The sequence below is a fragment of the Acinetobacter sp. WCHAc060025 genome (assembly GCF_004209355.1).
GTDB classification, from domain to species: domain Bacteria; phylum Pseudomonadota; class Gammaproteobacteria; order Pseudomonadales; family Moraxellaceae; genus Acinetobacter; species Acinetobacter wuhouensis.
Window position 1 is genome coordinate 13,374 of sequence record NZ_SGSX01000021.1, and the last position, 14,481, is coordinate 27,854.

At 37.7% G+C, this 14,481-nt stretch carries 13 protein-coding genes; 9 read left to right on the forward strand and 4 right to left on the reverse strand.

Annotated features, from left to right (window positions below; translation table 11 throughout):
• Positions 1 to 7: 7 nt before the first annotated feature.
• Positions 8 to 364: a DNA transfer protein p32 gene (locus EXE09_RS15745; RefSeq protein ID WP_068973905.1), complete on the forward strand. Its 357-nt coding sequence runs from the start codon at positions 8 to 10 to the stop codon at positions 362 to 364.
• Between the two features lie 151 nt (positions 365 to 515).
• On the opposite strand, the gene EXE09_RS15750 is transcribed toward EXE09_RS15745, so the two are convergent.
• On the reverse strand, positions 516 to 1,004 hold the full coding sequence (locus EXE09_RS15750) for a PaaI family thioesterase (RefSeq protein WP_068973904.1): 489 nt from the start codon (positions 1,002 to 1,004) through the stop codon (positions 516 to 518).
• 119 nt (positions 1,005 to 1,123) lie between these two features.
• On the opposite strand from EXE09_RS15750, the gene EXE09_RS15755 reads away from it, so the two are divergent.
• The 7 genes from EXE09_RS15755 (at position 1,124) to EXE09_RS15785 (ending at position 8,365) form a co-directional block, all read left to right on the forward strand.
• On the forward strand, positions 1,124 to 1,993 hold the full coding sequence (locus EXE09_RS15755; protein WP_130117884.1) for an alpha/beta fold hydrolase: 870 nt from the start codon (positions 1,124 to 1,126) through the stop codon (positions 1,991 to 1,993).
• Between the two features lie 179 nt (positions 1,994 to 2,172).
• Complete coding sequence (locus tag EXE09_RS15760; RefSeq protein WP_130112285.1) at positions 2,173 to 3,588, forward strand: Na+/H+ antiporter family protein; 1,416 nt, start codon at positions 2,173 to 2,175, stop codon at positions 3,586 to 3,588.
• 373 nt (positions 3,589 to 3,961) lie between these two features.
• The gene (locus EXE09_RS15765; RefSeq protein ID WP_130112284.1) at positions 3,962 to 4,579 is read left to right on the forward strand and encodes an OmpW/AlkL family protein; all 618 of its coding nucleotides are present in this window, start codon (positions 3,962 to 3,964) and stop codon (positions 4,577 to 4,579) included.
• Between the two features lie 275 nt (positions 4,580 to 4,854).
• Positions 4,855 to 5,457 carry an OmpW/AlkL family protein gene (locus EXE09_RS15770; RefSeq protein WP_068973927.1) on the forward strand — a complete coding sequence of 201 codons (603 nt, stop codon included), beginning with the start codon at positions 4,855 to 4,857 and terminating at the stop codon, positions 5,455 to 5,457.
• 137 nt (positions 5,458 to 5,594) lie between these two features.
• Entirely contained in the window at positions 5,595 to 5,936 is a 342-nt protein-coding gene (locus EXE09_RS15775) for a lysozyme inhibitor LprI family protein (RefSeq protein WP_068973900.1), read from the forward strand.
• A gap of 82 nt (positions 5,937 to 6,018) precedes the next feature.
• A complete protein-coding gene (gene htpG / locus EXE09_RS15780) occupies positions 6,019 to 7,938 on the forward strand; it encodes a molecular chaperone HtpG (protein ID WP_130117885.1) in 1,920 nt (639 codons plus the stop codon).
• Between the two features lie 61 nt (positions 7,939 to 7,999).
• On the forward strand, positions 8,000 to 8,365 hold the full coding sequence (locus tag EXE09_RS15785; RefSeq protein ID WP_130117886.1) for a hypothetical protein: 366 nt from the start codon (positions 8,000 to 8,002) through the stop codon (positions 8,363 to 8,365).
• A 60-nt stretch (positions 8,366 to 8,425) separates the two neighbouring features.
• Here EXE09_RS15785 and EXE09_RS15790 read toward each other — a convergent pair whose 3' ends face one another.
• The 3 genes from EXE09_RS15790 to EXE09_RS15800 form a co-directional block, all read right to left on the reverse strand.
• Complete coding sequence (locus EXE09_RS15790; protein ID WP_068973897.1) at positions 8,426 to 9,559, reverse strand: hypothetical protein; 1,134 nt, start codon at positions 9,557 to 9,559, stop codon at positions 8,426 to 8,428.
• A gap of 229 nt (positions 9,560 to 9,788) precedes the next feature.
• On the reverse strand, positions 9,789 to 11,987 hold the full coding sequence (locus EXE09_RS15795; RefSeq protein ID WP_165382077.1) for a phosphocholine-specific phospholipase C: 2,199 nt from the start codon (positions 11,985 to 11,987) through the stop codon (positions 9,789 to 9,791).
• Positions 11,988 to 12,793: 806 nt separating this feature from the next.
• Positions 12,794 to 13,495 (reverse strand): DsbA family oxidoreductase, encoded by a 702-nt coding sequence (locus EXE09_RS15800; RefSeq protein WP_130117888.1) that lies wholly within the window; start codon positions 13,493 to 13,495, stop codon positions 12,794 to 12,796.
• Between the two features lie 194 nt (positions 13,496 to 13,689).
• On the opposite strand from EXE09_RS15800, the gene EXE09_RS15805 reads away from it, so the two are divergent.
• Positions 13,690 to 14,451, forward strand: coding sequence for a hypothetical protein (locus EXE09_RS15805; RefSeq protein ID WP_130117889.1), 762 nt, complete (start codon positions 13,690 to 13,692; stop codon positions 14,449 to 14,451).
• Positions 14,452 to 14,481: the final 30 nt, after the last annotated feature.

Consider the following 14,481-nt stretch of genomic DNA (forward strand, 5'->3'; position numbering starts at 1 on the left):
AGAAGACATGAAAAAGACAGTAATGATCATGATGTGCGCAAGCTTACCGTTAATGATGCTGACTGGTTGTGAAAACATGTCTGCAAACGACAAGCGTATCGCTTCTGCTGCACTTGGTGGTGCAGTGGGTGGTGGTGTAGGTAATCACGCGGGTAATGGTGTTGGCGCTGCAGTCGGTGCAGGTGGCGGCGCAGCTGTCGGTAGCAAGGCTAATAATGGCTCAAACCGTAATGCAACATATAGCGGTGTAGGTGCAGGTATCGGTGCTGTACTTGGTAAAGGCATCTTCGGTGGAGATACTGGTGCTGCAATTGGTGGTGCAATCGGCGGTGGTGCTGGCTCTGCAATTGAAACAAAGAAGTAATTTAATATAGAAATTATCTACTTCAGATAAAATAAGCGCAAATTGCGCTTATTTTTTTGTGTATAAATGATAGGTGCTTAATCGAATAACGATGATTATAAGAATAGACTTAAAAAAATATTTGGAGAACGGATGCGTTTTGAAAGCGATTTTAGCGTTTAAATGGTTTTGATTTTTTTCTACGGATATACACAGTCTTTTGAACTTCTGCGATTCTTAGTCCAGAATCATCAAAAATATTTAAAGTGTAATTTCGATAAACGGGTTGGTAATTATCAGCCAGTTTTTTGATGTGATCAATTTCATTTAAATCTAAACGAATATCTGCATAGACCGTACTTCGTCCTGGTGAGAGAAAATTAATAGTTGCCGCTTTGTCCCAAACGATATATTTAGGTCCAAGATGATGCATCAAAATCAACATATAGAATGGATCAACCATCGAATATAGGCTACCGCCAAAATGTACGCCGACAACATTCTGATTGCGCTGAGTTAAAGGCATTTTGACACGAACGTGGAAATTTTTGAGATCAATTTTATCAATCTCGATACCAGCACCCTTGTAAGGTGAATAGTGATTCAACATAAACTTAGAGACAAAGGGGATTGTCTGTAGTTTCTTGATTAGTGAATTCATGGTCAATTCTAGTTATCTATTTTTCAACCATAATAAAGAACAGAATGGAAAGAGGCATTGATCGAAATGCCCTATACCATAAAATCATAGTCAATGGTTAAAACAATAAAGGTGAGTCGATGCAAGCGCAAAGTTATTGGATTTCCACTCAAGATCAACAAAAACTATATGCAAAAACATGGGGCAATGTTGAAAAACCGGCTTTAGTCTTGGTACATGGTTATCCCGATAATCAGGAAGTTTGGGAACCGATCATTGAAAATTTAATTCATGATTTTTATATCGTGACTTATGATGTACGTGGTGCAGGTGAGTCGAGTGTACCGAAGCGTATTCGTGATTATGCATTACCGCGTTTGTCTTTAGACTTAGAATGTGTGGTCAATGAGCTTTTACCAAATCGTAGCTTTCACTTAGCCGCACATGATTGGGGTTCTATTCAGTCATGGGAATCAGCCACTGAAGCAAAATTTAAAGATCGTATGTTGTCTTATACGACGATTTCTGGTCCATGTTTAGATCATGCTGCTTTCTGGATGCGTGATCAATTTGCAAATCAAAAAAGTAAATTTTTCAAACAATTATTTAAGTCTTGGTACATTGTTGCATTTCAACTGCCGATCCTAGCACCTACAGTTTGGCATTTCTTTAATCCTGAGCGTTGGGGCATGGTACTGAGTCAGTTGGAGAAAACCAAAGGCTTACCATTAAATCAAAATATTTCTAAAGATGGTGAACATGGGATTAGTTTATATCGAGCGAACTTTATTCCTCGTTTAACACGACCACGTCAGCGTCATGCAATATGCCCTGTACAGGCAGTGGTGTTAAAGCGAGATAAGTTTGTCAGCCCAGAATTGATCGATGAAATGCCAAAATGGGTCGAAAAATTTGAACGTGTGGAAGTAGATGCAAACCATTGGGCAGTATTGAGTCGTCCACAAGAAATTGCAGGATATATTGCTCAGTTTGTGACTAAAAATAATTAAAAAGCAATAAATTGATTTTCTTTTAGATGTTTAAGTGCTCGCCTGAGTTGACCTTAGAAAAGGTTGCTCAGGCTTTTTTTTTGGAATTTTGGGCACATAAATGCAATCTGACTAAAGAATCACAGTAATTGTAGTGAATCTGCTAAAATATCAACTTTCAAATTATCGTAAATTTCTCCATGAACGCTGTCGTTATCGCGATTGCCATGATGTTTATACTCTCATTGGCACGAGTTTCTGTTGTCTTGACACTGGTCATTTCAGCAATTGTTGGTGGTTTAGTTGCAGGTTTAAGTTTAAAAGATACTGTAGAAGCATTTAATGCAGGCTTAGGCGATGGTGCAGAAGTTGCACTGGCTTATGCTGTATTGGGTGCATTTGCATTAGCTTTATCAAAATCTGGCTTACCTGATTTATTGGCACATAAATTAATTGGTTTATTGGGTGGGGAAGCAACTCATAGCAAAGCACGTAAAGTAAAATATTTATTGTTATTTATTTTATTGATTTCTGCGATTTTTTCACAGAACTTGATTCCTGTGCATATTGCATTTATCCCTGTACTTGTTCCACCACTGCTTAAAGTCATGAATCATCTTAAACTTGACCGTCGTGCTGCGGCATGTGTGATGACTTTGGGCTTGGTTGCAACCTATATCTTTTTACCTGTGGGTTTTGGTGCGATTTTCCTTGAACAAATTTTGATGGGAAATATCAACAAAATCGGTGCGGCATATCATCTACATGTTGACCGTTGGATGATGCCAATGGGCATGGCGATTCCTGTTTTAGGGATGGTGGTAGGTACATTGGTAGCGGTATTTATCAGTTACCGTAAACCACGTGAGTATGTTGATCGTCAGGTTAAAACTGTACAAAACATTGACTTGGATAAACCTTTACGTGCAATTAATTCAGATGAATTAAAAGCAGATGCGATTGAGCTTGAAAATGAAGCTAAACAAGCACCTAAAATTGCACCAAAAACCATTTTCATGGCAGTACTTGCCATTGGTTTAACCTTGGCTGCACAACTGTATTCAGGCTCAATGATTTTGGGTGGATTGGTTGGTTTCGCTGTACTGTCTGCATCAGGTATTTTCAAATGGCAAGATGCAGATGATGTCTTTGTACAGGGTATGCGCATGATGGCATTGGTGGGTTTTATCATGATTTCTGCGGCAGGTTTTGCATCAGTTATGACCCATACTGGAGATATTAATAGCTTGGTGAATGGCGTGGTTCATATCATTGGCGATAATAAAGCACTCGCTGCATTCTTGATGCTATTTATCGGTTTGTTTGTCACGATTGGGATTGGTTCATCATTCTCAAGTGTGCCTGTACTCGCGGTGATTTATGTCCCATTGTGCGTTCAATTTGGCTTCTCGCCTCTAGCAACCGTTGCTTTGATCGGTACTGCTGCTGCACTCGGAGATGCAGGTTCTCCTGCTTCAGATTCGACTTTAGGGCCAACAGCGGGCTTGGGTGTAGATGGTCAGCATGATCATATTTGGGATACAGTTGTTCCTACATTTATTCACTTTAATATTCCATTATTAATTTTTGGTTGGATTGCAGCTATGGTGTTGTAATACATCTCATTCATTGATTTAAAGCTATTCTTCAAGTGATTGAGAATAGCTTTTTTGTATTTGGTCTGAAATATTGGCTAGTTATGAGAAATATCGCTTAATTTTATTAAATATACTTTTTTATAATAATTCTATTTATTAGAATATCTAATTAATTTTTTGATAAAAGTCTATTAAAATGATTGGTTTTATTTAAAAATAAAATCATATTAATTAAGTTGGTATTAAAACCAACCTTAAAGCTATGATTAAAATAAATTTACTTATATAACAATTATTTAAAAATAATAATATTATTAAAACTTAAATAGATATTGCAAGATTATTAATACCTGTGTTTAATGCAATTAATAACAACGATGGGGTATTAATAATGTTGAAACAAGTCGCTATTATTGCATTAATGGGAATGTCTGCTTCTGCTATGGCAGGTCAATGGCAAGTGAAAGTAGGTGGTTCTGTAATTGCACCGACTACAGATAGTGATGTTGCTGGTGTAGGTACAGTAAAAGCTGATCATGAATTTGCATTTACGCCATCTGTTGAATATTTCTTTAATGATAATATTTCGACTGAATTGCTTTTAGCTGCACCTATTAATCATGATGTTTCTATTGATGGTGCGGACGCTGTAAAAATTAAACACTTACCACCAACAGTAACTTTTAAATATAATCTTAAAAACTCAACCCGTTTTACCCCTTATATCGGTGTAGGTGGTACAGCGTTTGTTGCTTGGGATGAAAAAACTAAAGGTGATTTAGCTGATTTAGGCGCTAAAGTTAAAGTGAAAGAAGATTTCGGTTTTGCAGGGCAAATCGGTTTTAACTTCCAACCTGCTGATGCAAAAAATTGGGGTGTATTCTTTGATGCACGTTATGCTCAGTTAAGCCCAGAAGTTAAAGTAAAAGTAGGTAAAGACACAATTGCTAAATTCGATCTAGACATCGACCCAATGGTTTATACTCTTGGTTATAGCTACAAATTCTAAGTTTTAGTTCTTAAAATTTAGTTTAGAAAACTCGGCAGTTTGCCGAGTTTTTTATTGAGCAAAATATAAGAAAGAAATATAGAAATCGAATTTACTTAGCATTTTTTATTTAAAAAATTTATTTCGATATAGAAACCTAGAATTATTATTTTTGAATTCTTTTTGATGCACTTACATTGGTAGCTGTTTAGATCAAGTGATGATCAGCACACACTTATTTAAAAGACCATAGAAAAGAATCAAAGAGGTTAAAATATATGTTTAAAAGATCAACAATACAAAAATCACTTTTCGTTGTTGCACTGAGTTTTTGTGCAGTTTCAACGAGTTTTGCATCAAATTGGCAATTAAAAGTCGGTGGAAGTTTATTAGCGCCTGCCAGTAATAATGGCACACTTGCTGGTGCAAAAGCCGATGTGAGCTATGAATATAACTTAACCCCTTCTGTTGAATACTTTTTTGGTGATTCACCTTTTTCGGCAGAGCTGCTTCTCGCTGTTGCACCCTTCAAGCATGACATTAAATTAGATGGCGCGGAAGCTGCGACATTTAAGCATTTACCACCAACAATCACTGCAAAATATCATTTAAAAAATAGTACTCGCTTCACGCCATATATAGGTGTTGGGTTGACAGTCGCAGTACCTTGGGATGAGAAGTTAAGAGGAAGTAACTCAAAACTTGAAGCCGATGTAACTTATGGTGTCGCAGGGCAATTAGGCTTTAATTTCCAACCTGCAGACGCCAAAAACTGGGGTGTATTTGCAGATGTACGCTATGCGCAAGTTGAAAGCGATGTGAAACTAGATGGTAAAGACATCGGCACTTTAGAGGTGAATCCTTTGGTGTATACCTTAGGTTATAGTTACAGGTTCTAAAGTTGAAAATGTATATAAAACCTTGGTCTAGCTCAGGTTTTATATACAATAATATTCAAAAATGATGCTTTTTGTACTGGTTGAAAATGTAGATTTTAATTATTCTGTAGCTTATTCATTGTTGTTGTCGAAGACTTATGAAAGCTTTGATTTTCATTCTATTAGGCTTATTGAGTGGTATATCTATCAGCCATGCCGCCAGTTTTAATTGTGAGCGTGCACAGACTCAAACTGAACATACGGTATGTGAACAATTGAGTTTGAATGATGCCGATGTAAAAATGGCAACGACCTATAATATTATTCGTAAACTTGTCCCGATGGGGACGCGTGGTGTCATTCAAGATCAACAAGTGAAATGGTTACAGCTTCGAGATCAATGCCAAGACAATGTGAATTGCTTAACCGAAGTCTATAAAATGCGCCAGCAGAAGTTGGATATTTATATGAACAATATTTATAAACAGGGACCATTTTAATTTTTGGCGAAACCTTGAAAATCAATAAAATCACTCCATTCATATAGCAATTGATTTTTAGTTTGCGTGAAAGGAGTGAAGAATGAGCGAACAAACAACACAAAAACATAGCTTCCAAGCGGAAGTGGCTCAACTTTTACATTTGGTGACCCATTCTCTTTATTCAAATCCTGAAATTTTCCTCCGTGAATTGATCTCTAATGCTTCTGATGCATGTGACAAATTGCGTTTTGAAGGGATTAATCATCCTGAATATTATGAAAATGATCCTGACCTGCATGTCCGTGTCAGCTTAGACAAAGATGCGAAAACCATTACCATTTCAGACAACGGCATTGGTTTAACTCAACAAGAGGCGATTGATAACCTTGGTACGATTGCCAAATCGGGCACCAAAGACTTCATGTCGAAGTTGTCAGGCGATCAAAAAGCTGATGCGCAATTGATTGGTCAGTTCGGTGTAGGTTTCTATTCAGGCTTTATCGTGGCTGAAAAAATTACGGTTGAATCACGCCGTGCGGGTGAACCTGAGTCTGATGGTGTGCGTTGGATCAGTGGTGGTACAGGTGATTTCGAAGTTGAAGTGATCAACAAGGCTTCACGTGGAACAGATATTATTTTGCATTTGCGTGATGACGCACTTGAGTATTTAGAGTCTTATAAAGTTAAGCAAATCATCAATAAATATTCTGACCACATCAGCTTGCCAATCGAAATGCAAAAAGAAGTATGGCAGGAAGAAGAAGTTGCTGAGGGTGAAGAGCCTAAAGGCGGTCAATATGTGAAAACTGATGAGTGGGAAGCGATTAACTCTGCAAGTGCTTTGTGGACACGCAATAAATCAGAAGTGACTGAAGAGCAATATGTTGAGTTCTATAAGAATTTAACCCATGACTTCGAAGCACCGTTGGCTTGGACACATAACCGTGTCGAGGGTAGCACTGAATATACCCAATTGCTTTATATTCCAAGCAAAGCAGCGAGCAATATTTTCACACGTGAAGCCAAAGCAGGCATCAAACTCTATGTGAAACGTGTATTCATCATGGATGAAGCGGATAATTTAATTCCAAATTATTTACGTTTCGTACAAGGTGTGGTGGACAGTGCTGATCTTCCACTCAACGTCAGCCGTGAGTTATTGCAAGAAAGCCGCGATGTCAAAACCATTCGTGAGGGCAATACCCGCCGTGTTTTGACTACTTTGGATGGCTTGGCAAAATCTGAAGATGTAGCAGACCAAGAGAAATTCAAAACTTTCTATGCTGAATTCGGTTCAGTGATTAAGGAAGGTTTGGGCGAGGACATGGGTAACCGTGACCGTATTCTTAAACTTTTACGCTTCTCTACTTCAACCAATGATGAAGTTTCAACTTCACTTGAAGCCTACAAAGCACGTATGAAAGAAGGGCAAAAAGCCATTTACTACGTGACTGCGGACAGCTTGGCAGCAGCGAAAAACTCACCACAACTTGAATTGTTCCGTAAAAAAGACATTGAAGTATTGTTAATGGCTGACCGTGTCGATGAATGGGCAATGGAGTTTGTTCATGAGTTTGATGGTACACCAATGCAGAACGTGGCAAAAGGTGCTGTAGATCTTGGTGATTTACAAGATGCTGAAGAGAAAAAAGCCCTTGAAGCAGCAGCAGAACAATTTAAACCTGTGGTCGATAAATTGTCTGATTCACTCAAAGCCAAAACCAAAGAAGTGCGTGTAACGACTCGTCTTGTTGATTCTCCTGCGTGTTTGGTGACAGGTGAAGGTGAGCTTTCTCCGCAATTGGTGCGTATGTTGAAACAAGCAGGGCAAGTGGTACCAGAGTCTAAACCGATTCTTGAAATTAACCCTGAGCATCCTTTGGTGAAAAAATTGGAAAGTTCAGCGCAGTTTGATGATTTAGCCAATGTGATTTTCGATCAAGCCGTGATTGCAGAAGGTGGTTTACCTGATGATCCTGCGGAATATGTAAAACGTATTAACAATTTATTGCTGAAATAAGTCGTAAAATGTTGCTAGAGAGCCTATCGTAACGATAGGCTTTTTTATGAATAAAAAAATAATGAAATGGATAGTATGGGTTTTGAGTATTTTGATTTCTGCTGAAGTTTTTGCACAGCAGTCTTTGGGACGTAATTCAGAATTAAGTTTTGAAGAAGGAATTTTAAGAGAAAAAGTGGTTAAACCCTTATTAAAACAAAATAAGGAAACACAACAAAAGTATCGTTATTGTTTGGAAAGTTTAAAATCGAAACGTTGTACACCATTGAGCATAACTGAATCTGCGAGTTTTGCTCAAAGTTGGATTGGTCAAAAAATTAAAGTCACAGGTAAACTGAAAGAACAATATGAAGTAGAACCAAAAACAGGACTTAAGCTTCATTCAGTTTTTGTTTTAGATGTAATTGATGTTCAGCAAGTACGTTAAAATAAAGAGTGGATAAGTCTCAACTTATCCACAGTTGTTTAAATTATTTCCATTCTCGGCTTAAAATAATGCCTCAAGTCGTACCAAGGCACTTGGATAATGGCTCTTGTCTTCACGATGATCGTTGAAATAGTTAAGGTCACCTTGCACATAGAACCATTCACGCCATACAGGTTGACGCCATGATACAAAAGGTCCCCAACTGTTTAGACGCAAATCATCATTATTATAAAAACCACCGGTATACATACCGTAGTTAAAACGATTACCTTTAAAGAATTGATGCTGACGATAGGTACGGTTATCCCAAGTTAAATCATCATCCTGTTCATCTGCATAGGTGATATAGAACTGATTAGATAAAAAAGCCTGATCTGGACGAGCATGAGTCAGTTCTAGGTTTGTCCGTAAATAATTTTCACTGTCGATGCCATAGCGATAAATTTGTTCCGCATGGAAATAGAAATCATTGGCTAGTTTCCAATCCTTTTCAGCTTTTAATCGAGCGTAGATATCATCACCAGAACGAATACCCAAGTCAGCATCGACATCAAAAGGTAAGCGTTTAGACAGTTGTGACCAACGCAGTGCAATCGAGCTGTTGTCATCACGGATTTTTTTACTATCGACTGATTTATCGGGGTTACGATCTGTCCCGCTTCCTGTAATTGCAATATTGTTTTCGATTTCATCGTCTAAAGAATCGTCACCGAATACTACACTGAGACGATTTTCTAAGGTCGGTAATTTAATTTTTCCTCGAATACGAGGACTAAAGTCATAATTATCGTGCTTATTCCATCGGTTATCGAGTAATACTCTCAACGAAGCTGTAGCAGGCTTAGTTGGATCGGTTTCACCAAACCAACTGTCCATTTTATTGGCTGTGCGATCGACCCAGTTTCGAACACTCTTTTGTTTTTGGTCTGCCCATGTTTGATTTTCAGTTTCAGATGTTGGAGGCACGATTGCCAAATTTGATTGTTCTGGGAGAAAAGTAGGTGTTGAATCTACGAGCTGAGGAATATATTCCCAGATATTAAAATAGGGGTTTTTCGTTACAGTTGTAGACGTTTCTTGAAATTCTTCATTAGAATCAATTATTTCTGATTCTGCATAAGTTTGACCAAAGAGGCTACTGGTAATAATACTGAATGCAAAAATTGAAAGCTTAAACTTGATAGAATTCATCATTCATCAATAACCTATTTTTCTGTTTGGTATATAAAACTAATACTACATTCTAATAAAAAAATCAGCTTGATTTAAAGAAGTATTTTGTCAAAACAAATTGAAATCTTATGTAGAAATAGGTGTAGGTGATTGATAATGAAGTATACATCTCAGTATTCTGAAGCAAGCAACCGAATATTGAGATTGCTTGCTTTTAAAAGTGTGTCTAAAGGTTAAAAGCTGACAGACCTTAATTTAAAATATAGCCAAAAGCAGGATCACTTACACCATGCTGACCTGTTTCAACTCGCCCTGCAAAGCGACGATAAAAATTCATTGCTTCTTTGCAAGTCACTTCAAAATCATACCAATGCCCTGAGTCTTTTAATGACCATGACAGGATTTCTTCAGCATTTGGTTTGACTGTTACAGTTTTAGCCTGTTGTGAGAAATAGGCTTTGTCTTTGACTGTTAGGGTGCAGTTTCGTGAACCTGTATTGTGCAATTTTAAATAGACATCCCCTTTTTCTAAATCATAGCAAACTTGGATTTCAGGCAGTATTTTTGCAGTCGTTAATTCTTGGAAATTACCTTTAAAATAGCGTAAGAATCCATTATGACTCAGTACCCAAAGATCATACTGATGATTGTTTAGTGACCAAATATCCTCAAGCTGTTTATTTGCTTCAACCACATAGCGACGAGGAAATTGATCTAAGGCAAGTTTATCATAGACATGGAATACAGCCCCTTGCGTACCTGCATTGGCAAATTTAAGTGTTATATCGTTGGCTGAAGTCACAGCGCTGTTATGCAGTACATAAGGCAAAGCACGTGAAGGGCGGCTTCCTGTTTCTTGCTTCGGCAGTTGTTGATTGGATGGTACTGGAATTTGCAATAAAGCACCTTGAGCGATTGCAATTGCATCAGCTTCTGCCTGTGTTTTCTTGCCATTTAAAACAGGCAACTCTAATTTATTGGGATTTTTAAAATCAAAAGCAGAGGTTAAATCTCCACAAATAGCGCGTCGGAAAGCGCTGATATTGGGTTCTTGAACATTGAAGCGTTTTTCTAAGAACTGAATCACTGATGTATGGTCAAAACTTTGAGAATTTACCCAGCCCCCACGACTCCACGGTGAAATGATATACATCGGAACACGAATCCCAGGCCCAAAAGGTTGTCCATCACCGACAGACTTCCCATCTTTACGTGCTTCGAGTTTTGGCTGTTTGCTAAATCCTTCTGGGAATGGATAATTGCAATATTCATAAGCCATGTCTGCGTCACTAAGAGTGGTTTTACCATAAGTTTTGCCTGTGTTGTGGTCATAATAAGGCGGGCAAGGTGGTGCGACATGATCAAAATAACCATCATTTTCATCATAGTTAATGATCAGTACCGTTTTACTCCATACATCTGGGTTTGAGGTTAATGCATCCAATAATTCTTGGACATACCAGCCACCTTGTACAGGCGATGACGGTGATGGATGTTCAGAATAAAGCGCTGTAGGTACGACCCATGAAACTTCAGGAAGTTGATTGTTCAATACATCCTTTTTAAGCGTGTCAAATAGTCCTTGATTGGGGAGTGTATTGGCAATTCCTTTAAATAATGGATTATTCACATCATCAATCGTAGGGTCATAGGCAGGGCTGATGACTTTGCTGTCGCTAGAAACTTGACGTTCTTTAGGCGCTTTTTCGTTGGCTGCACGAAATTGGCGGAATGTGATGAGCTGATTACAACCAAAATTATCAGGCATATTCTGATAGACTCGCCATTTCACACCCGCTGCTTCTAAGCGCTCGGCATAGGTTGTCCAAGTCAGTCCGACTGAAGAAGGGCCGATTGAACTCTGCTCATTATTCAGCATATTTACACCAGCAGGCTTAGGACCATTGCTTCCCGTGTAATAAAACAAGCGATTGGAATGTGTTCCTGTATGCATGGCACAATGGTTGTTATCACAGACGGTAAATGCTTCAGCGAGTGCATGTTGGAAAGTCAATTCTTTGGGTGAATAATAAGACATTGAATGGTCTTTTTTGATTTTTGGCCAACTGTCCATGCGACCACCATCCCATGCATCTTGAGAATCGATCCATGTATGTGGTGTGCTATTAAGACGTTGAGCATTTCCTTTAGCACTGTCTAATTCATAGGGTAGTACTTCTTTGCCCAAGGCATTGAGCTGTTGCCAAACTGTACGATTATTGGCAAGTGGAATGGTAAAGCGATCACCAAATCCTCGATAACCTTTACGGGTACCATAATAACTATCAAAAGAGCGGTTTTCTAACATCAGCATGACTACATGTTTGACATCTTGGATCGTACCTGTTTGATTATTGGCATCAATCGCTAAAGCTTTTTGAATCGAGTTTGGAAAGGCTGCCATCGCGCCTAAGCCCGTCAATCCTTGTAAAAAGTGACGTCGATTCATTTTTATTGTTTTCATGTTTTAATTTTCCTCGAATTATTTCTATTAAGGTGCACAATTCAGTTTAGGTGTATTGGGCTTGTTTTCTGATGAATCATCATCATTACAAGCACTGAGTCCAAAACTCATCATAATAAAAAATCCTAAGAGGATAATTTGGCGTGTTTTTTTTATACAAGGAGGGCTGTTCATTGACAATTTGCTTCCATGAAGTTGAGTCAAGAACATAGGAAAGGCGAGTTGCAAAGATGTGACTGTGCTTTGACAGATTCATGAATTCCAAAACATCTTGAAATGTAAAAAAGCTAAGTTGTTTATTTTTAAAATAAAGAAATAGGTTGTGAAATTTTTATAAAAATATAGGAGAAATGTGATCACATCATGCACAGGTTGTGGATAACTTCGATCTTATCCACTCGGAATTTTTTAACAAATCAACAAAAAATCCCCCAAAATGGAGGATTCATTGTCTTAGAAACTAAGAAAATACAAACAACGTGGAATATACATCAAAAAATAAAAAGAAAACTACAGCGCGATAAATTCGTAAAAATACAATTTCTAAAATCATATTAATAGATCAAAAAAAGCTTGAACAGTTCTATTTATGCAACGCTCTATTGCAAAAATGACACAAAATAAATGAAAAAATGTCAGTAAAAATAAGTAAAAGAAATATAAAAAATTCTTTTAAAAATTGAGACCCAAACTTTTAAGTTGAATTTCAATAAAATTGTAACTGATCAAAGCAGGTGAAATTCTTAAGTGGATTTCACCTGTTCGTGATTTGATTATTGTGTCATTCAGATTTATTTATTCGGCACTTCACAAGATTCATCATTACATGATGGTGCATCTGGTTGCTCAACTTCAACATCATTGGCTGATTCAAGGGCTTTTTGCATCACTTGAACAAATACGTCATGTGGTTGCGCACCTGCCAAAGCCACACGTTGATCAAATACAAAGAATGGAACGCCAGTCACTTTGAGTTGATCATGCGCCACTTCTTCATCAAACTTCACAAAATCAGCAAATTCTTCAGAATTAAGTACATCATCCACTTCAACAGGATTTAAACCGATACGTGCAGCAACATCTTCAATCGTTTCACGTTCACCAATCGGTAAACCTTGGGTCATATAGCTATAGAAAAAAGCTTCTTTGGCTTCTGAACCTAAACCTTTGCTTTGCGCAAGGTGAATAATACGATGCGCGTTAAAGGTATTGCCAGAATTGGCATTTTCCCAATTAAACTCAATGCCTTCTTCTTTTGCCATCGCTGCGATATTACGTTGCATTTCTTCAACTTCAGCAATGGTACGACCATATTTTTGTGCTAAACGTTCAGAGTTAGACACTTCTTGGCGTACAGGTGCTTCTGGATCAAGTTCAAAGCTGTGCCAATGTACTTCGAGTTCAACACCGACTTGCTCAGCAGCAGCTTCAAAACGTTTTTTACCAATATAGCAAAAAGGGCACACCACATCTGACCAAATATCTACACGCATGGGAAATCTCTAAAATCGAATAATGAACAATGATGGGGTTGTTGGAGAGAAATTTAAAGGGACTTTTTGAATAGAAAATGGATTTACTGTTGTGGAGTCATGGGTATTTATCGCTAATATGGATAAATAACATACAGTTTTTTATAATTTCATATATATTTTGAGATATGAACGATGATATGTGGAGTGAGGGAATGCGACGAACGTTGCTGATTGTGATAAGCCTTGTTTTGGTGATTCTCTTAGCCATCGGTGGCTTTCTTTACTATGACCATACTTCGATTAAAAATGAGGAAGCCAATCGTCAGGCATTTGATTTGGTGATGACAGAAAAAATGCGTCAACTTTCTGAGCAAGCTCAAGATCGCTCTAAATCGGTTCAGATTGATATTCAGGATGCACGTTTAAAAGGTGACTATAAAACGCTATCTGAGTTTTTATTGGCTTATTGGGTGCGGAATGTCGATACTCGAAATGCTTATTTAAATCAACTCGCTGCTGCCAAATGGGATCAGTTTTTAGATGTAAATCGACTTGATCTAGATCGAAAGCAAAATTATGCAGAAACTACGCAAATGTTGAGCACGGTACGTCAAGCCATGCAACAGTATCAGCAAAATAATACACAAAATAAACAACAGGCATTGCAACAATTAAAGCAATTGGATTTGCGCAAAGATCTGAAACAGCCTTTGCTGGATAAATTACAGCAAAATGCAAAAGTTGATCCTGAAAATGCTTTGATTTTGAATGAATTACAGATTCTAGCCAAAGCTGAAAAAATGTTTGAAATGTTAAAAAAATATGAATGGAAAAAGCAGGGCAATCAAATTCTGTTTAAGGAAGATGCACAAGTGAAACAGTTTAATCAGCTTTATCAGGATGTGTTAAAGCTCAATAGCCAAATCAACTCCAAGAAAGAGCAAAATGCGGAGGTTTTGGCAGATGAGTTATAAACTTTTAAATAAATAGGCTTTTTATGGTAA